Source organism: Kribbella sp. NPDC043289 (assembly GCF_056436705.1).
Genome location: NZ_JBWKCB010000004.1, coordinates 254,265 through 271,794 on the forward strand (window position 1 = coordinate 254,265; position 17,530 = coordinate 271,794).

The 17,530-nt window shown below is 68.7% G+C and carries 18 protein-coding genes; 5 read left to right on the forward strand and 13 right to left on the reverse strand.

The window, feature by feature from the left end; translation table 11 throughout:
- Window positions 1-206 precede the first annotated feature (206 nt).
- The 5 genes from AC0662_RS25550 to AC0662_RS25570 are packed head-to-tail and all read right to left on the reverse strand — an operon-like array spanning window position 207 to window position 3,743.
- Window positions 207-989, reverse strand: coding sequence for a Fic/DOC family protein (locus tag AC0662_RS25550; protein WP_478303724.1), 783 nt, complete (start codon window positions 987-989; stop codon window positions 207-209).
- On the reverse strand, window positions 989-1,174 hold the full coding sequence (locus tag AC0662_RS25555) for an antitoxin VbhA family protein (RefSeq protein WP_452203701.1): 186 nt from the start codon (window positions 1,172-1,174) through the stop codon (window positions 989-991). Before AC0662_RS25555 ends, AC0662_RS25550 begins: the two co-directional genes overlap by 1 nt.
- A complete protein-coding gene (recO, locus tag AC0662_RS25560; protein ID WP_452203702.1) occupies window positions 1,174-1,917 on the reverse strand; it encodes a DNA repair protein RecO in 744 nt (247 codons plus the stop codon). The genes AC0662_RS25555 and recO overlap by 1 nt, the downstream gene beginning before the upstream one ends.
- Window positions 1,918-1,929: 12 nt before the next feature.
- Complete coding sequence (locus AC0662_RS25565; protein ID WP_478303726.1) at window positions 1,930-2,757, reverse strand: SDR family oxidoreductase; 828 nt, start codon at window positions 2,755-2,757, stop codon at window positions 1,930-1,932.
- Window positions 2,754-3,743: an aldo/keto reductase gene (locus AC0662_RS25570; RefSeq protein ID WP_478303728.1), complete on the reverse strand. Its 990-nt coding sequence runs from the start codon at window positions 3,741-3,743 to the stop codon at window positions 2,754-2,756. The genes AC0662_RS25565 and AC0662_RS25570 overlap by 4 nt, the downstream gene beginning before the upstream one ends.
- Before the next feature lie 161 nt (window positions 3,744-3,904).
- Between AC0662_RS25570 and AC0662_RS25575 the strand changes: the two genes are divergently transcribed.
- The 3 genes from AC0662_RS25575 to AC0662_RS25585 are packed head-to-tail and all read left to right on the forward strand — an operon-like array spanning window position 3,905 to window position 8,450.
- The gene (locus tag AC0662_RS25575; RefSeq protein ID WP_478303730.1) at window positions 3,905-6,979 is read left to right on the forward strand and encodes an FtsX-like permease family protein; all 3,075 of its coding nucleotides are present in this window, start codon (window positions 3,905-3,907) and stop codon (window positions 6,977-6,979) included.
- Window positions 6,976-7,812: an ABC transporter ATP-binding protein gene (locus AC0662_RS25580; RefSeq protein ID WP_478303732.1), complete on the forward strand. Its 837-nt coding sequence runs from the start codon at window positions 6,976-6,978 to the stop codon at window positions 7,810-7,812. The genes AC0662_RS25575 and AC0662_RS25580 overlap by 4 nt, the downstream gene beginning before the upstream one ends.
- A complete protein-coding gene (locus tag AC0662_RS25585) occupies window positions 7,809-8,450 on the forward strand; it encodes an ABC transporter ATP-binding protein (protein WP_452203707.1) in 642 nt (213 codons plus the stop codon). Before AC0662_RS25580 ends, AC0662_RS25585 begins: the two co-directional genes overlap by 4 nt.
- Here AC0662_RS25585 and AC0662_RS25590 read toward each other — a convergent pair.
- A complete protein-coding gene (locus AC0662_RS25590; protein WP_452203708.1) occupies window positions 8,428-8,697 on the reverse strand; it encodes an SAV_915 family protein in 270 nt (89 codons plus the stop codon). The genes AC0662_RS25585 and AC0662_RS25590 overlap by 23 nt on opposite strands.
- An 84-nt stretch (window positions 8,698-8,781) precedes the next feature.
- Between AC0662_RS25590 and AC0662_RS25595 the strand changes: the two genes are divergently transcribed.
- Complete coding sequence (locus AC0662_RS25595; RefSeq protein WP_452203709.1) at window positions 8,782-8,985, forward strand: antitoxin VbhA family protein; 204 nt, start codon at window positions 8,782-8,784, stop codon at window positions 8,983-8,985.
- Complete coding sequence (locus tag AC0662_RS25600; RefSeq protein ID WP_452203710.1) at window positions 8,985-9,746, forward strand: Fic/DOC family protein; 762 nt, start codon at window positions 8,985-8,987, stop codon at window positions 9,744-9,746. The genes AC0662_RS25595 and AC0662_RS25600 overlap by 1 nt, the downstream gene beginning before the upstream one ends.
- A 10-nt stretch (window positions 9,747-9,756) precedes the next feature.
- On the opposite strand, the gene AC0662_RS25605 is transcribed toward AC0662_RS25600, so the two are convergent.
- Genes AC0662_RS25605 through AC0662_RS25635 form a run of 7 tightly spaced genes read right to left on the reverse strand, consistent with a single transcriptional unit; the run spans window position 9,757 to window position 17,519 of the window.
- Window positions 9,757-11,214, reverse strand: a complete 1,458-nt coding sequence (locus AC0662_RS25605; protein WP_478303736.1) for a GNAT family N-acetyltransferase — start codon at window positions 11,212-11,214, stop codon at window positions 9,757-9,759.
- 48 nt (window positions 11,215-11,262) lie between these two features.
- On the reverse strand, window positions 11,263-13,125 hold the full coding sequence (locus tag AC0662_RS25610; RefSeq protein ID WP_452203712.1) for an ABC transporter substrate-binding protein: 1,863 nt from the start codon (window positions 13,123-13,125) through the stop codon (window positions 11,263-11,265).
- A 58-nt stretch (window positions 13,126-13,183) separates the two neighbouring features.
- Window positions 13,184-13,390, reverse strand: coding sequence for a hypothetical protein (locus tag AC0662_RS25615; RefSeq protein ID WP_452203713.1), 207 nt, complete (start codon window positions 13,388-13,390; stop codon window positions 13,184-13,186).
- A complete protein-coding gene (locus AC0662_RS25620; RefSeq protein ID WP_452203714.1) occupies window positions 13,390-14,439 on the reverse strand; it encodes an ABC transporter ATP-binding protein in 1,050 nt (349 codons plus the stop codon). The genes AC0662_RS25615 and AC0662_RS25620 overlap by 1 nt, the downstream gene beginning before the upstream one ends.
- A complete protein-coding gene (locus AC0662_RS25625) occupies window positions 14,436-15,521 on the reverse strand; it encodes an ABC transporter ATP-binding protein (protein WP_478303739.1) in 1,086 nt (361 codons plus the stop codon). The genes AC0662_RS25620 and AC0662_RS25625 overlap by 4 nt, the downstream gene beginning before the upstream one ends.
- Before the next feature lie 2 nt (window positions 15,522-15,523).
- A complete protein-coding gene (locus AC0662_RS25630; RefSeq protein ID WP_452203716.1) occupies window positions 15,524-16,420 on the reverse strand; it encodes an ABC transporter permease in 897 nt (298 codons plus the stop codon).
- Window positions 16,421-16,424: 4 nt separating this feature from the next.
- Window positions 16,425-17,519, reverse strand: coding sequence for an ABC transporter permease (locus tag AC0662_RS25635; protein WP_452203717.1), 1,095 nt, complete (start codon window positions 17,517-17,519; stop codon window positions 16,425-16,427).
- Window positions 17,520-17,530 lie beyond the last annotated feature (11 nt).

The following is a 17,530-nucleotide window of genomic DNA, read 5'->3' on the forward strand; positions in this document are numbered from 1 at the left end:
GGTTCGAGAAGGACGGGAAGGGGGTGCGCTCGGCGGCGGGTGGTGATGGGGATCGGCGCACGGTCGAGTTGCGTCTCGTGTTCGCGCTTCCAGGGGCGGCGGGTAGACGAGGTGGATGCTCGTGGCTGACGACGACCGCGGACCGTGCTAAGGCGTTGAGTGAATCGGCGACCGCCCGACGGGCGGTTCGACGTCCGGTTGATTGATTACTGGAGTTCGTTGGGGTCGCGCTTGTTGCTCGGGGTGTGGTTGCGGGCGGCGGGGGTCGTGGAAGTGGCGGTGGCCTGGGTCGGAGTGGTGCCTGGCTTGGCGAGGCCGTCGGTGGTGACGCGGAGGGCGTGCTCGGTGTCTTGGCGGGCCTCGTGGCCGGGGAGGCGTTCGATGCATTCGGACAGGGCCTGGCGGACGGGTTCGGGGCCGACACCGAAAGCTTCGGCCATCACCTCGTTCTGGCGGTCGGCGATCCGGGTCCAGTTGATGCGGTAGCCGGCGGCCTCCGCGGCCTGGTCGAGGAAGATGCGCTGCGTGCGACCGTTGCCCTCGACAAAGGGGTGGAGCATGTTCACACCGGAGTACGTTCTCGCCAGCACGTCGACAACTTCCGCGGTCGGCCGGTCACGAAGGTCGGCCGGGTCGCCGAGCTGCGAGAAGACCATCGGTGCCAGGCGCTCGATGTCCTCCGGCTTAACGAATTCGTGCCCTGGCGCGTCGGGGTCCTCGGACGGCCGGACCAGCTCCGTGACGCGAAGGTCACCTGCCCAGTCGTAGACGTCCTGGAACAGGTGCCGGTGGATCGCCCGGAGGTGCTCGAGGTCGAACGTCCTCGGGATCTCTGCTTCGCCGGTGATGATTTCGGCCGCGCGGCCGGCGGTGCGGACCCGTTCGGCGGCCTCCAGCCGGGTGGCGTCGTGAATGTTGAGTTTGTTGATCCGGCAGTCGTCGATCTGGCCGGGCCAGAAGTAGTCGCCCCAGTTCTCGAACGTCGGCATCAGAGAAGTTCGTCCAGCAGGCGGGTGCGTTCGTCGGCGGTGATTTCGCCGAGGATGTAGCGGGCGAGGATGTCGATCTCGGGGGCGCTGAGGGGCATGTTCTCCATGCGCCAGGAGGCGATCAGGTTGTCGAGCTGGTGACGTTTTTCGGCGTCGAGGCGGTCCACGGCGCGGTCCGACGGCATCAGGAACCTCCGGGGGTCAGGTCTAGGTGGGGTAGGGAGCGGAGTTGGTTTTCTTGGTGGTAGGTGAAGAAGGCGGCTGTTAGGCCGGTGGCTTCTCGGCGGGTTCGGGGGTCGGCTTGGAGGGCGGTGGGCCAGTCGCCGGTGAGGAGGGCGGCGAGGTGGGCGACTGTGGTGGGGGATGGCATGGCTGAGGCGGGTGGGCGGCAGGAGGTGCAGACCATGCCGCCGGCGGCGGGGTTGAAGGCTCGGTGGGGGCCGGGTTCGCCGCAGCGGGCGCAGTCGTCGAAGGACGGGGCGTAGCCGGAGATCGCCAGCGAGCGGAGCAGGAAGGAATCCAGGACCAGGGACGGTTCGCGTTCTCCGGTGGAGAGGACCCTCAAAGCGCCGGCGAGCAGGAGGTGCTGCTGGGTGGCGGGTTCCTTCTCCTCGACGACCAGGCGGTCGGCGGTCTCCAGCAGGACGGTGCCGGTGGTGTAGCGCGCGTAGTCGCCGACGATGCCCTCGCCGTACGCCGCGATTGATTCGGCCTGCGTGACGACGTCGAGCGTGCGGCCGGTGGCGAGCTGCAGGTCGACGTGGCTGAACGGTTCGAGGCGCGCGCCGAAGCGGGACGACGTACGCCGGACGCCCTTCGCGACCGCGCGGACCTTGCCGTTGGCGCGGGTCAGCAGCGTGGCGATCCGGTCCGCTTCACCCAGCTTCTGGGTGCGCAGCACGATCGCCTGATCACGGTAGAGCGGCACGCCCTCAGTGTCTCACTCGCGACCGACAGACGCCTCGAGGCTGATCGGGTCGTGACCGGTGAGATCGGCGACCGCGGTGGAGACCTGGCTGAGCTCGCCGCTGGCGATGGCGGCGTACGACGTGACCCAACCGGCCACCTCCCACGCGGGAGCGCCGTAGCTCTCCCGCGAGCGGTATGCCTCGTCCAGCGTCTCCGGCTCGTACCGGATCTTGCGCCCCCACGCCTCGGTCAGCACCGCCGCGGCCTCGGCCAGCGTGAACGCAGCGGGCCCGGTCAGGTCATAGGTGGCACCGGAATGATCAGCCGACGTCAGCACCTGTGCAGCGACCGCAGCCACGTCGTCCCGCGAGACGGCGGCGACTCTGCCGTCACCCGCCGGGCCGCGGATCACGCCGTCCTCGCCGACGCCGCCCGACACGAAGTCGAGGTACAGATTGTCCCGCAGGAACGTGAAGTCGACGCCCGACGCACGGATGTGTTCCTCGGTGTGCCAGTGGTCGCGCGCGAACGTGAACGTCGCGCCCGGCGATGCCCCGACGAACGACGTGTAGACGATCCGCTGCACCCCGGCGGCGACCGCCGCGTCGACGGTTGCCTTGTGCAACTCCACCCGATCCGCCGACTCCGTTGCACTGAGCAACATCAGTACGTCGACCCCGTCCAGCGCGGACAGCAGCGCGGCGTGTTCGCCGTACGCCGACTGCGCCACCGAGGCACCGGGTAACGCGGGCGCCCGGCCCGGGTCGCGCACGATCAACCGCTGCGGTACGCCGGCCGCGGCCAACCGCGACGCGATCCGCGATCCGAGCTGCCCGGTCGACCCGGTGACGCCGATCACTTGCCCACCAGGTCCATCCCACCCTGGGTGTACCGCTGCCCGGCCACCGCGTCTGCCGGGAACGCCGCGTCCAGCGAGGCCAGCTCCTCGGCCGACAGCGTCACGTCCACCGCGCCGAGGTTCTCGGCCAGGTACTTGCGCCGCTTCGTCCCCGGGATCGGCGCCACGTCATTGCCTTGCGCAAGCAACCAGGCGAGCGCCAACTGTCCGGGCGTGACTCCCTTCGACGCGGCCAGCGCCTGGACCTGCGCGACCAGATCGAGGTTCCGCTGGAAGTTCTCGCCTTGGAACCGCGGCAGTCCGCGGCGCATGTCGTCGTCCCCGAAGTCCGCCTCGGACTTGATCTGCCCGGTCAGGAACCCGCGCCCGAGCGGGCTGAACGGGACGAACCCGACGCCGAGCTCGCGCAGCGTCGGCAGCACGACCGTCTCCGGGTCGCGCGTCCACAGCGACCACTCGCTCTGGACAGCCGTGATCGGGTGTACGGCGTGCGCGGCGCGAACGGTCTCGCCGTTGACCTCGGACAACCCGAGGTACCGCACCTTGCCGGCCTCGACCATCGCGGCCATCGCACCGACCGTCTCCTCGATCGGCACCTGCGGGTCGCGGCGGTGCAGGTACCACAGGTCGACGTGGTCGACGCCGAGCCGCCGCAGCGACGCGTCGATCGCCTGCCGCGCGTACTCCGGGGACCCGTCGACGACCGTCGGCACCGTCGTGGCACCGGCGGGACGCTTGAAACCGAACTTGGTCGCGAGCACGACCTGGTCGCGGCGACCGGCCAGCGCCCGGCCGACGAGTTCCTCGTTCGCGCCGTCGCCGTACACGTCGGCGGTGTCGAGGAAGGTGCAGCCCGCGTCGATGGCCGCGTGCAGGGTGGCGATCGACTCGGTCTCGTCCGTGGTGTCGCCGTACGACTGGGACATGCCCATGCAGCCGAGGCCCAGGGAGGAAACGGTCAGGTCGCCGAGGTGGGATTCACGCATGCCCCGAACCTACCGCCGGGACCCGGTCCAGGGGACGAACGGGGCCCCGGACACCGCCGGGTTCCTGTCTGGACAACATTAATGTGACATTTTTCCGCCGCCCGGCCTGCTGCCCGAAACATTCCGTACATTCGGCGGGCGACACGGAATCTGGGGGTGGCATGTTCCTGCGACGGGCGCTGCGGTACCGCTGGGCACAGGCCCTGGTGCTGACCGGCATCAGTCTGTTGATCGGTAGCTGTGCGGTGTTCGGGCCGTGGTTCGCCCGCGCGGTCGAACAGACCGTGATGACCGAGACACTCTCGGTACAACGCCTGCCCGCGTCCTGGCGGATCGCGTCGCAAGGCGACGTCCAGCCGGAGCAGTTGGACAAATTGCTGCCGAAAGACCTCCAGCCGCTGTTCACCAAGCCCGTGCACGGCGTCCACAACGACGTCGCCTGGGTCACGCCGAGGGCCGAGGCGCCGCCGAGGGCGCGCCTGCGCTGGCGGGACGGGTACTGCGCCCAGCTCACCGTGACCGCGGGCCGCTGTCCACGCGCCGCGAACGAGGTGATCGCCTCCGCCGTCGACCAGACGACCTGGGACCTCAAACTCGGAACGACTTTCACCGCGGCGCCGAGCGACGTCGGCAAGGGCGGCGGCCGCCTGACCGTCGTCGGCTTCTACACGCCGAAGGAGCCTCGCGGTGACTACTGGTACGGCGACTACCCGACCGGCCAATCGCATCAGCCCGCCGACAAGGACCCCGGTAGCGCGGACCAATTCTTCACCGACAGTACGACGTTCAGCGCCGGCGACTGGCAGCAGACGGTCACGTCGGACGCCCGCCCATTGCCCGGAGTAGCGCGGCTCGACGACCTGCAACGCCTGCAGGAGGCCACTCGGACGGTCAACGGAAACGCCGGCGAGCTCGGCATCCCCGCGCAGACCACGTCGTCACTCGCCACGCTGGTCGACCAGATCCAGGCGGAGCGGAAGCAGGCGACCACGATCATCCCGCTGGTGATGGTGCAGGTCGCGCTGTTCGCAGTCGTCGTACTGGCGCTTGCGCTGGCGGCCGTGGTGGATCAGCGCCGGCCCGAGATCGCGCTGTCGCGATTGCGTGGCGCGTCGGCTCGCCGTACTCATCGTGCGCTCGCTGTCGAACTCGGCCTGCCCGTGCTGGTCGGGACGTTGCTCGGTGGAGTGGTGGGCTTCGCGGTGCTGTTGATCGTCCGCGCCACCTGGTTGCGCAACAGTGCGCCGCTCGAGCTCCCGTGGACGGTCCCCGCCGCGCTCGCCGTGGCAGCGATCATCGCGTTGGCCGTCGTGGTGCTGCAGATTCGATCCGCGGTTCGGCAGCCGATCTCGAGTCTGCTGCGGCGGGTCGCGCCACGGCGCGGCGGGTGGCTGATCGGTGTCGCCGACCTCTGCATCATCGTGTTCGCGGTGGCCGGTCTGTTCGCGGCACTCACCGGCGACGGCCGTGGCCCACTTCCGGTTCTCACGCCCGCGCTGCTCGCGCTCGCGATTGGTCTGACGTTTGCGCACCTGCTCCTGCCGACCGCCGGTCTGATCAGCCGGCAGGCGCTGCGCCGCGGTCGTCTGGGTCTCGCGCTCGGCGCTCTGCAGATCTCCCGCCGCCCGGCCGTGACCCGGATCGTGGCGGCCGTTGCCGTCGCCGCCGCGCTGCTCACCTTCGCCGGCCAGGCGTCGTCCGTCGCGGCCAGCAACCGCGAGACGCGCTCCGGCTACGAGACCGGCGCCGAGGGCGTCCTGCGGATGAACGCGCTGTACCTCGCCGACTTCCTGCGCGCCGCCGATCAGATCGACCCCGACCGGCACTGGCTGACTCCAGTCGTGATCTCCAGCCCGGGCTCCCCCGACGCGCTGAAGTCGCTGATGATCGAGCCGGACAGCTTCCGGCGGGTCGCGTTCCGGGGCGATCGGCTCACCGACGCGCAGGGCTGGCAGACGCTCCAGGCGCCGAGCGACGTGAAGCCGATCGAGTTCCGCAGTTCGCAGCTGACCGCGACGGTCTCGGCCGCGGACGTCAAACGGCTCGTGAGCCGCACCCCGCGCGGCGAGGAGATCGGCTCCGGTGCGCCGAAGTCCGTCGTACTGCGGGCGAATGTCGTCAGCCACCGTGACGGCGCGAGGTACCTGGTCTCGTTCCCGCCGTTGCCGCTGCCGTCGAACAAGCCCGTCGAACTGCGCACCGCGGTCGACTGTCTGGGCGGCTGTGACCTGCTCCGGCTCGGCATCGGCCGCGAGACGCTCGACCCGGCCGGTCTGGAAGGCGATCTGGTGATCAGCAAGCTCGCCAGCGACGACCATCCGAGCATCGGACTCGGCAAGCCGGACGACTGGAAGCCGTTCGCGCAGGTCGAGTCCGACCAAGGCTCACTGGCGGCGAAGCCTGGCGGGGCGCTGACGATCGCGATGAAGAGCTTCGGCAACGACGAGTTCCTGCAGTACGCGACCGTGCCACCGGTGGCGCCGGCCTTCGTCACGCCGGAGTACCGGTACGCCGACAACACCACGACCAGCCCGGCAATCGACGGTACGCCGATCACGCTGGCCCGGATCGACCGGCTCCGCGGGCCGGTGAACCGGTACGGCGACCGCACGGCCGTCGTCGATCTCGAGACGGTCCGCCGGCTCGGTGGGGCCGTCGACGAGGGCGGGACCGACTTCGAGCTGTGGCTGAACAAGGACGGTCTCGCGAACGTCGACGCGATCACCGCGAAGCTGTCGAAGGCCGGGTTCAACGCCGACCTGGTGGACCGCCGCGACGACCGGATCGCGTCGTACGGGCGTTCCGCCAGCGCGCTCGCCCTGCAACTGACGCCGGTGGTCGGGATTGCGGCCTGGGTGCTCGCGATCGTCGTACTGCTGCTCACCGTGGTGACGTCGTGGCGCTCGCGGGCCCAGGACTACGCGAGCCTGAAGATCACCGGCGTACCGGCGAGCACCACCGGCCGCGCCGCACGCTGGGAGCAGACCGGTCCGGTCGCGCTCGCGGTGCTGCTCGGAACGGTCTGCGGGTTGATCGGCGCGCAGGTCGCACTGCCGCTGATCCCGTTGTTCGCCACCAGCGGCGGGCCGGTGCCACTCGACCTCGGCACCAGTTGGCCCGTCGCAATCGTGCTCTGGATCGCGGGTACGGCGGTCCTCGCGGCCGTGACGCTGCTCCTCGGCAGCGGCGTCAACAGACGCTCCAGCTACGGCCGGATCCGGGAGGAGCTGACATGAGCGGCCTCGCGATCAGTACGACGGGACTCGTGCACATCTACCGCGCGCACGGTCACGATGTCGCAGCGTTGTCCGGGATCGGGATCACCGTCCGCCCGGGCGAGCTCGTCGGGCTGCTCGGGCCGTCCGGAGCCGGGAAGTCCACGCTGCTCCAGCTCTGCGGCGGTCTGCTCACCCCGAGCGCGGGCCGGCTGCAGATCGGCGAACACAACGTCGCCACGATGACCGAGACCGAGCTGGACCGGATGCGTTCCGGCGACGTCGGCATCGTGCTGCAGGGCGCCGGGCGCAACCTCGTCCCCTACCTCACGCCGGCCGACAACATCCGGTACGCACAACGGGCCGCCGTACGCGGCCGCGACCTGCCGGCCCCGACAGACATCCTCGATCTCGTTGGCCTAGGCAACCATTCCGGGACTCCGCTCACGCAGCTGACACCGGGACAGGTCCAGCTCTGCGCGGTCGCGGTCGGCATCGCGACCCGGCCCGGTCTGCTGCTGGCCGACGAGCCGACCAGCCAGCTCGATCACCACGCCCGCGACGAAGTCCTCACCGCGATCCGGACGGTCAACCGCGAGACCGGGATGACCGTGCTGCTGGTCACGCACGACCCCGAGGTCGCCGCGACCCTCCCCCGGACGATCACGATCCGGGACGGCCGGATCGCCTCCGAGGGACGATCGGGCGAGGAGTACGCCGTGGTCGCGGTCGACGGATCGCTGCCGCTGCCGCCGCACGTGGCCGAACTGCTACCCGCCGGGACGCTCGTCCAGGTCACCACCGACAACGGCGAGATCCGCATCACCCCGGTCTTGCAGGAGGGGAACCAGTGATCAACCTCAGCCAGGTGACGGTCCGGTACGGCGATCTGACCGCGGTGTCGGACGTGTCGTTCACGGTCCCGCCGGGGTTCGTGCTCGCGGTCAGCGGGCCGTCCGGGGCCGGCAAGAGCTCGTTGCTGTGGGCAATCGCCGGGGCGGTGCCGGTCGCCAAGGGGCAGGTCGAGATCGACGGTCTGGTGATCACCGAGAGGCCGGCCGCGGCCGCGCACGGCGTCGTACTGATCCCGCAGGGCAACGGGCTCGCCCGGGTGCTGACCGCGCGCGAGAACCTCACCATCCCGTTGCTGGCGGCCCGTCACAAGGATGTCGAGCGGTCCATCGAGCACGCGCTGGCGGGAGTCGGGCTCGAGGAGAGCGGCGACCACCTGGTCGAGGAACTGTCCGGAGGCGAGCAGCAGCGCGTCGCCGTGGCGCGCGGGATCGCGCAGCAGGGCCGGGTGATCCTCGCCGACGAGTCGACCAGCGAACTCGACAGCACCAACCGCGAGCGGGTTCTCGACCTGCTGCACGCGGAGGCCCGCCGCGGTGCCGCCGTCGTCATCGCCACTCACGATCCCAAGGTCGCCGACAGCGCCGACGGCCACGCCGTGATGGACGAGGGCCACCTCAGCTGGCTACGGCGCCTCTGACCGGTGTGGCGACCGTCGTCGGATCGAGCTGGATCCGGCGGATCCCCAACGGTCCGAGCAGGTCACGCAACGCGGTCTCGGACATCCGCATCCACTCCTGGACGCCGCACGCCGCCCGCAGTCCCGTCAGTGTCCGGAACGCGATCCCGACCCGCACCCCGTCCGGCAACCGCCCGGTCTGCACCGTGGCGATCTCCCCCAGACACCGGACCGGAACGAACAAATCAACGCAATGTCGAGTGCTCACACCCCGAAACTAGGCCGCTCCGTTGCCCCCGTCCCCCTTTCTCACACCCTTCGCACAGACCTCTCACACCGGTAAAATGGATCCATGGCGGACGAGAAGAAGCAGCTGACCGAGGACGAGATCGAAGCCGCGCTGGAAGGCGCCACCGCGGGTCACCGGCTGGCCGAGCACGAGCCCGACGAGGAGTCGATCGACCTCGCCCGCCGCCAGCTCCGCGGCGAGATCACCGCCGACGAGGCCGTCCAGCAGGAGATCGCCCGAACCCTCGAAGAGTTCAAGCGCGACTGATGGCGAAGTACGACGACTACGTCTACCCGAACTCCACCGTCCTGCGGAACAAGTTCGGGCTCCAGGACGAGCTCGCCGCGCACACGATGGAGACCCGGCTGGCCTACGTCCGGATCGCCGAACTGGTACAGAACCCGGTCCAGGGCGACTACGACCTCGCGCATCTGCTCGAGATCAACCGGCGCGCGTTCCAGGACATGTACGACTGGGCGGGCAAGCTGCGCGACGTCCCGACCGGTACGACGAACACCCAGCTGGTGCATTGTCTCCCGGAGCACCTGGAAGAGCAGTCGAGGTACGTGTTCCGGATGCTGCAGCGGGACGACCTGCTGCAGGGTATGGGCGACGACCAGTTCAATGATCGGCTGGCCTACCACTGGGGTGAGCTGACGGCGTTGCATCCGTCGCTGAACGGGAACACTCGCAGCCAACGCGTCTTCGTGGATCAGTTGACGCAACAAGCCGGCCGATCGATCAACTGGGCTGCCGTCAACCAGAACATCGAGGCATTCAAGATGGCCCGGTTGCATGCGCACGCCGGTAACCATCTGCCGCTTCGCGACCAGCTTGCGCAGGTCGTCCGCCCGGCCGGTCTGAGGACAGACGGTACCGAGCTCGCCGGGCCTGCGGTCGATCCCAAGGTCACGCAGGCCGCGCTGTCGGGGCTAGCGGCTCCCACGACGTCCTCGGCCCAGAGCAGCACGGCTACGAAGGAGCGGACAGCGAAGCCGCGTGGCCGGGACGGGCAGGAGCTCAGCTGAGGCTGCTGGGTCAGAGGCTCAGTTGGGTCGGGGTGGTTGGCGGGCCGGACTCCAGCGCTGAGCGGACCAGCGCGGGTAGGTCGCGCGGGGCGAAGCGGCCGTCGTGGGCCTCCAACTCGGCCTGCGACCACCAGCGCATGGCGTGCACGTTCTCGGCGCGCATCTCTTCCGGGGTGAAGGTTCCGGCCGGCTCGAAGTGGTCGGTGCGGATCAGGAAGAAGTCGTGGAGTACGCCGTCGTAGCCGGTGGCGTGGTCCTCGGCAACGACTTCCTGGTGCCAGAGCTGCGGCGGGTCGGCGAAGTCCCGGAGGCCGACCTCCTCGACGAGTTCGCGGCGCAGGCCTTCGATCACCGTCTCGCCGGGCTCGAGGCCGCCGCCGGGCGTCGCCCACAACGGACCGTCGGCGAACTCGAAGCGGACCAGCAGGATGCGGTCCTCAGGATCGACGATCACCGCGCGGGCCGCGGGGCGCAGACGCGGCAACCGCAGTTCGAGTTCGCGGTGCTGCTCGACGGCGCGGAAACCGAAGCGGGTGTTGACCTTGCGCATCGCGACGTTCGACAGCGCGGTCCAGGTGTGCAGGAAGCGTTGCGTCGTCCGGTGCTTGGCCAGCTGCTCGAGGTTCGCGAGCTTCATAAAAGTCCCGAGGTTGTGGCCGCGGTGCTCGCGCAGTACGAGGGTGTCGTCCTGCTGGGCGTGCTCGGCGTCGGCGCGGGGCAGGTAGATGAGCGTGTAGCCGGCCGGTTCGCCCGCGTCGGTGTGGGCCATCGTGACCAGCGCGAGGTAGTTGCGGTCGACCCGCGTCTCGCTCGCCTCGAGCTTCTCGACCGTCCACGGCACGACCTCACGGGTCATCCCACCGGTCGGTACGTCCCGATCCATCGCGGTGTGCAGATCGGCGTACGCCTGCTGGAGCTCCGGCGGACACAGCCCGGCCCACGACGTCAGCCGGTACCCGTCGAGCCGTCCGGCCGCTTCCCGCAGTTCCTCGAGCCGCAGGTCGTCGTACGGCAGCGGTACGACGAGATGCTCCTCGACATGCTCCGTCCGGAACCCGAGCCGCTCGGCAAACGCCGCACCCGCCCAGGGCTCCCCCGGTACGCCGAGCTCGGTCTGGACGATCGTCCGTCCCAGCTGCGCCGCCCGCGTCACGGTCCACTGCCACAGCGCCGTACCGATCCCGCGCCGCCGGTGCCCCGGCGGTACGTCGACCTCGACCTCGACCGTGTCGAGATTGTCCGTCAACCGGTACTCGAACAGCATCCCGCCGAGCACCCGGTCGTCCTCGAACGCCCCGACCGGGATGCGGGTCTTCAACGGTCCCGGGTTCCGCAGCGAGAACCCGAGGGCTTCGCGGGCGGCCACCAGCGGGGCCTCCCGTCCGGCGATCGCGCCGGCCCGGAAGGCGTCGTACCACTCGTCGAACAGGGCCAGGTCGGCCGGGTCGATCTCGCGAATGCTGATCACCCGGCCGACCCAACCAAACAAACGGGTCAGTCCGCCAGTCGGTTTTCCTTAGACCGGTGCGACCTTGCCCTGGTACATGTACATGATCACGAAGTTGTCGGCGTACGGCGCGTTCTTCAGGATCGGGTCGTCGTCGGCCGGGAACTTCGCCACCCGGGTGCCCTCGAGCGCCGGGTTGTTCCCGTAGCGCTCCCAGAGCGGGATGATCGGCAGCAGTTCGTTGAAGGCCAGCGCCGCGGCGGTGACGTTCTTCTTCTGCTCGTCGAGGTTCAGGCCCTGCGCGGACTTGTCCACCACGGACTGCAGGTCGATCGGACCGGCCGAGGTGGTCTGCTTGAGCGGGAAGTTCATCCCCTTGCCGCCGGAGTTCGCCGCGGTCACGTAGTTGAACGTGTACAGGTCCTGGACGAACGCGAAGTACGGGTGCGGGTGGTTCGACGCGCCCCAGGTCTGGATCGCGATGTCGAACTTGCCGGCCAGGACGTCGGGGTTCAGCTGGGTGAAGGTGATGCCCCGCTTGGTGATGTTGAAGCCGAACTTGTTCAGCTGGTCGGCCGCGTTGGTGGCGGCCGGGTTCCAGTCGGCGAACTCGGTCGGGAACTTGATGTCGTAGGCCGCGGGCTTGCCGGACGGCAGCGTCCACTTGCCGCCGTTCTTCTTCCACCCGGCCGCCTGCAGCAGCTCGGTGGCCTTGGCCTCGTCCTTCTCGTAGGCGTTCAGCTTCTTCTGGTCGGCGTCGGAGACCCAGTCCGGGACCGAGATGTCGGAGAAGCCGGCCATGAACTTGCACGGCTTGCCGGACTCGCCGAGCGCGACGGTGCCGTTCTCGTTGCGGTCCAGGACGTAGGCGATCGCCTGCCGGACGCGGACGTCGGCGAGCTCGGGGTGCGTGGTGTAGTTGAACACCAGCGACGGGCCCGAGTACACCGGCGGCCGGAGGATCCGGAAACCGCTGCCCTGCATGGTCTTCTCGCTGGCCACCGCGAAACCGTGGGTCGCGTAGTCGACGTCCTTGTTCATCACGACCGGCGTGATGTCCGAGGTCTCACCGTTGTACAGCACGACCTTGGTGAAGCCGATCTTGTCGGCGAACAGGCCCTTGTCGTTCTTGACCAGCGCCATCTGCGCGTTGGTCATGTTCTTCGAGTCGAAGTTGAACGGACCCGAGACGACCGGGTTCTCCGGACGGAACTTCTGGAAGTCACCGTTCAGCGCCTTGCCCTCGGCGCTGTCCAGGCTGGTCTTGGCCTTGCGCATCGTCTCGGCCTTGGTCGCCCACTCGCCGTACACCGAGTCCGGCATGATCGGCGCGCGGAGGATGTAACGCTCCAGCACGGTGGACGGCGTACCGATGGTGAACAGCACCGTGGTGTCGTCCTTGGCGCTGACGTCGGACAGGAACGTCCAGGACTGCTGACGCATCAGCCAGTGCAGGTTGAACGTCGAGACGACGTCCTTGGCGGTCACCGGCTTGCCGTCGCTCCAGGTCAGCCCGGAGCGGAGCTTCATCGTGTACGTCTTGGTCGCCTCGTCCAGCGTGCCGGACTCGGCCATCATCCATTCCCACTTCTTGTCGGCCCAGTAGTACAGGCCGCCGCTGGGGTAGATCAGGTCGAGGTAGGGGCTCTGCTGCTGGATGCCGTCGGTGACACCGGCCGCCAGGTTGAAGTGGCCCTTGGGCGGCAGCTGGTACGGGTACGCGCCGTGGAACTCCTTGTTCCCCGACTTGCCGTCACCACCCGAGGCGGCGTTCGGCTTGCTCGGGGAGCACGCTTCCAGCGACCCGATGCCGGCCACGCCGACACCGGCGATGCCGAACAACTGGAGCACGTTGCGGCGGGAGATGGCGTTGGTCCGGGCGTTGGCGCCCGAGTCGGTGCTGCCGGAATCGTTGGTGCCGGTGGGACTCATTCCTTGGTCCTTTCTGATCTGACGCACGCCCGTGTGCGTCAGGCACTACTGGTTCGTTTTAACTACCGCCCTCGCGTTTTTCCCGACGCCGCGTCAGAACCACTCCGACGACGACCACCAGGCCCAGTAGCAGGCCCAAACACAAGGTGAACAGGGTGACGACGAACTCCGGGGTACCCGGCGACAGCGTGAGCAGCAAGGCTCCGCTCGCGAGCACCAGGAACGCCGCCCAGCCGAGCGCCGCCCGGCCGATCTGGGGCCCCATCAGGCCCCCGGCTCATCCGGCCGTCCTTCGTGGGCGCCGTCGCGGGCCACCACGTGGCATGCGGCGGACTGCCCGGATCGGATCTGGGTCAGGGCGGGCACCGCACCGTCGCACAGCCCGTCCTCGAACTGCGGACAGCGCGGGTGGAACGAGCAGCCCGACGGCAGGTGCGCCAGGCTCGGGATCTCCAGGCTGCGCAGGGATTCCCGGCCCTTGGTCTTGGTCAGGTCCGGGTCCGGCTCGGGGATCGCGTCGATCAGCGCCCGGGTGTACGGGTGCGTCGGTGCGTTGATGATCTTCGGGGTCGGCCCGAACTCGACGATCCGGCCCAGGTACATCACCGCGGTCTTGCCGTTCCAGCCGAAGTACTTCGCGATCGCCAGGTCATGGGTGATGAACAGGAACCCGACGCCGAGGTCGTCACGCAGCCGGCCGAGCATCGCCAGCACGCTGATCCGGATCGACACGTCCAGCATCGAGGTCGACTCGTCCGCGATGATCAGCTTCGGGTCCAGGGTCAGCGCTCGCGCGACCGCGACTCGTTGCCGCTGGCCACCGGACAGCTGGTGCGGGTACTTCGGCAGGTAGTTCTCGGCCGGCGTCAGGTCCACCTTGGTGAGCAGCTCGGCCGCGCGCTCGGCGGCCGCCTTCGCACCCTTGACGACACCGTGCTTGAGCAGCGGCGCGGTGATCGTCTGCTGGATCGTCCGGGTCGGGTTCAGCGACGCGTACGGGTCCTGATGGACGTACTGGACGCTGCGGCGGAAGGTGGTGAAGTCGTTGCGGTTCTTCGACCAGATGTCCTGGCCGGCGAACTCCACCTTGCCTTCGGTCGGCTTGGCCAGGCCGGCCGCCATCCGCGCCGCGGTGGTCTTCCCGGAGCCGCTCTCGCCGACCAGGCAGAGCACCTCACCCGGGTTGACCGACAGGTCGACGTTGTCGACCGCGCGGATCGGTCCTGCCTTGGTGTCGAACACCTGGCTGACACCGGCCAGCGTCATCAGCGGTGCGGCGCCCGTGGTCGCGGGCGATTCCTCGAGCGCGGTCATGAGGCGGTTCCCAGGGTCTCGTTGGGCACCTGACGGTCTAGGTGCACGTCCTTCACATGGATGCAGGCGACGTCGTGGGCGTCACCCGGCTCGTCGGTCACCGGAGCCAACGGCGGCTCGGCCTCCCGGCACTCGTCGGTGACGAACTTGCACCGCGGGCTGAACGTGCAGCCCTTCGGGAGCGACGCCAGGCTCGGCGGTCCGCCGGGGATCGACTCCAGGTCCGGCAGGTCGCCGACGATCGGCGGCACGGCCTTGATCAGGCCCAGCGTGTACGGGTGCCGGGGCCGGTAGAACAGGTCCCGGACGCCACCCGTCTCGACGATGCTTCCGGCGTACATGGTGGCCACCCGGTCGGCGAGCTCGGCGGCCAGCGACAGGTCGTGGGAGATGAAGATCATCGAGAACCCGAGCCGCTCGCGCACCTCGTGCAGTACGTCGACCACCGACCGCTGGGTGAGGATGTCGAGCGCCGTGGTGGGCTCGTCGAGGATCAGTACCTCGGGTTCGAGCAGCAGGCTCATCGCGATCAGGACCCGCTGCCGCATCCCGCCGGACAGTTCGTGCGGGTAGCTGTCCATCACCCGCGACGGCTCCAGCCGCACCAGCCGGAGCAGCTCGCCGGCGCGGTCCTCGATCTCCTGGCGGCTCGCCTTGGTGTGCGCGCGCATCGTGTCGTGCATGTGCGCGCGGATCTTCAACACCGGGTTGAACGCGTTCATCGCGCCCTGGAACACCATCGCGGCGTCCCGCCAGCGGAACTCCCGCAGGTCCCGGCCGTCCAGTGCGAGGACGTCGATCTCGGAGCCGTCGCCGCGGTTGAACACGACCTTGCCGCTGGCGTGGCCGAGGCGCGGCAGCAACCGCAGCAGGCCGAGGCCGAAGGTGGTCTTGCCGCAGCCGCTCTCCCCCACCAGCGCGAGGCTCTCGCCCGGGTAGAGGTCGAGGTCGACGCCACGGACCGCCTGCACGGTGGATCCGGAACCGGTCCGGTACTCGACCTTGAAGTCGCGGACCGACAGCAGTGGCTTGCCCTGGCCGCCGCGCACCGCGCGGTCCTGGCCGGAAGTCGTCGTCGTCATGCTCACCGGTCCCGGAGCCGCGGGTTGAGGATCTCTTCGAGGGATCTCGTCATCATTACCAATCCGACCAGCAGCAGGACGATCGCGACGATCGGGCTGAGGATCCAGGCCAGGCTCGCGTCGTTGAAGATCGCGCCGGCAATCCAGGCGCGGTTGAGCATGATGCCCCAGTTGGAGCCGGTCAGCGGGGCCAGACCGAGCAGGTAGAGGCCGACCAGCTGGTAGATCGCGTTGGTCACGCCGATCATGAAGTTCATCAGGATGAAGCTGGCCATGTTCGGCAGGATCTCGACGAACACCACCCGGGCGGTGCCGAGGTCGAGCAGCCGGGCCGCCTCGACGAACTCGCGTTCCTTCAGCGAGAACACCTGGGCCCGGACGGCCCGGGTCAGCACCGGCCAGGACAGGGCTCCGACCAGCAGCGCGAGCAGGAGCGGCGAGTCGAGCTTGAAGAACGCGCCGAGCACCGCGAGCAGGACGATCTGCGGGACCGTCAGGAAGACGTCGGCCAGCGTGACCACGACCGAGTCGACCCAGCCGCCGAGGTACGCGGCGAGCGAGCCGAGCACGATCGCCAGCGCGGTCGAGATCAGGGCGGCGAAGAAGCCGACGAAGATCACCGTCCGGCCGCCGCCGATCATCTGGATCAGGACGTCCTTGCCCTCGTTGTCGGTACCGAGCAGGTGACCGGGCGAACCGGCCGGGAGCAGGATCTCCTTGACGTTCGGCGCCACGTCCGGGAGGAAGAACGGCACGATCGCGGTGACCAGCACCATCAGCGCGACGATCACGAACCCGATGAAGCCGGCCGGGCTGCGGCGCAGCGACTTCAGGATGCCCGCGAACCGGGAGACGCCGGTCGTACCGATCGAAGAAACGGGAATTGTTGCCTCGGCCATCTCGTCACCCCTTGCCCTGGACGCGGATCCGCGGATCCAGCCGGCTGTACAGCACATCGGCCAGCAGGTTGGCGACCACGACCGAGATCGTCACGACCAGGAAGATGCCTTGCAGTACGGCGTAGTCGCGGCCGTTGACCGCGTTGTACAGGCTGAAGCCGATGCCCTGGTAGCCGAAGATCCGCTCGACGAAGATCGAGCCGCCGACGACGAATCCGAGCGACACCGCGAGCTGGCTGAACAGCGGCAGTACCGCGTTCCGCCCGACGTACCCGGACCGGATCCGGGAGTCGGCCAAGCCGCGCGCGCGGGCCACCGTCACGTAGTCCTCGCCGAGGGTCTCCACCGTCGACGACTTCATCACCAGCGCCCACGAGCCGACCGTGGTCAGCGCATAGGCCAGGATCGGCAGCATCGCGTGGTAGAAGATGTCGTTCAGGAAGCTGAGGCTGAACGACGGTGTGACGCCCGGTGTGTACGAACCGCGGGCCTGGGTCAGGTCGAAGATCTGCAGCTTCACACCGAGGAAGACCACGATCAGGATCGCCAGGATGTAGTTCGGGATCGCGTGCAGCAGTGAGCCGATCGAGGTCAGCAGATGGTCGATCCAGGTCTCCCGGCGGTACGCCATGATCATCCCGGCGATGATGCCGATGACGAAGCTGAAGACCGTTGCCACCCCGACCGAGAACAAGGTCCACGGCAGGTAGGTCTTGATCACCGAGGCGACCGTGGTGCCCGGCGACAGCAACGAGTTGCCGAAGTCGCCGTGCAGCATGTTGACCATGTAGTGGAAGTACTGCACGAGCAGCGGCTCGTTCGGGTCCAGCGAGAACAGGTTCTTCGCCTGCGCGGCGGCAGCCTCGTACGAGATGCCGGTCTGCGCGATCTGGGTCTGGATATAGGTGTCGACCGGGTTACCGGGCAGCAATCGGACCAGGAAGAACGTTCCCGTCGTGACGATGAAGATCGTCAGGACCGCCTTGAACAGTCTTCGGACCAGCCAGGCGTTGAAAAAACGCCGGACAGCCGAGGGTCTCGGTTCGACAACCGGTCCTTCGATCAGATCAGACGCGGATGTCTCGACCGCACCGCTCACTGCTCACCTCC

Excerpts from the sequence above, each read along its gene's own strand:
- AC0662_RS25550 (WP_478303724.1), bottom strand. The coding sequence starts at position 989 with ATGCCGACGTTCGAGAACTGGGGCGACTACTTCTGGCCCGGCCAGATC.
- AC0662_RS25555 (WP_452203701.1), bottom strand. The coding sequence starts at position 1,174 with ATGCCGTCGGACCGCGCCGTGGACCGCCTCGACGCCGAAAAACGTCAC.
- AC0662_RS25570 (WP_478303728.1), bottom strand. The coding sequence starts at position 3,743 with ATGCGTGAATCCCACCTCGGCGACCTGACCGTTTCCTCCCTGGGCCTC.
- AC0662_RS25575 (WP_478303730.1), top strand. The coding sequence starts at position 3,905 with ATGTTCCTGCGACGGGCGCTGCGGTACCGCTGGGCACAGGCCCTGGTG.
- AC0662_RS25580 (WP_478303732.1), top strand. The coding sequence starts at position 6,976 with ATGAGCGGCCTCGCGATCAGTACGACGGGACTCGTGCACATCTACCGC.
- AC0662_RS25595 (WP_452203709.1), top strand. The coding sequence starts at position 8,782 with ATGGCGGACGAGAAGAAGCAGCTGACCGAGGACGAGATCGAAGCCGCG.
- AC0662_RS25600 (WP_452203710.1), top strand. The coding sequence starts at position 8,985 with ATGGCGAAGTACGACGACTACGTCTACCCGAACTCCACCGTCCTGCGG.
- AC0662_RS25610 (WP_452203712.1), bottom strand. The coding sequence starts at position 13,125 with ATGAGTCCCACCGGCACCAACGATTCCGGCAGCACCGACTCGGGCGCC.
- AC0662_RS25615 (WP_452203713.1), bottom strand. The coding sequence starts at position 13,390 with ATGGGGCCCCAGATCGGCCGGGCGGCGCTCGGCTGGGCGGCGTTCCTG.
- AC0662_RS25620 (WP_452203714.1), bottom strand. The coding sequence starts at position 14,439 with ATGACCGCGCTCGAGGAATCGCCCGCGACCACGGGCGCCGCACCGCTG.
- AC0662_RS25625 (WP_478303739.1), bottom strand. The coding sequence starts at position 15,521 with ATGACGACGACGACTTCCGGCCAGGACCGCGCGGTGCGCGGCGGCCAG.
- AC0662_RS25630 (WP_452203716.1), bottom strand. The coding sequence starts at position 16,420 with ATGGCCGAGGCAACAATTCCCGTTTCTTCGATCGGTACGACCGGCGTC.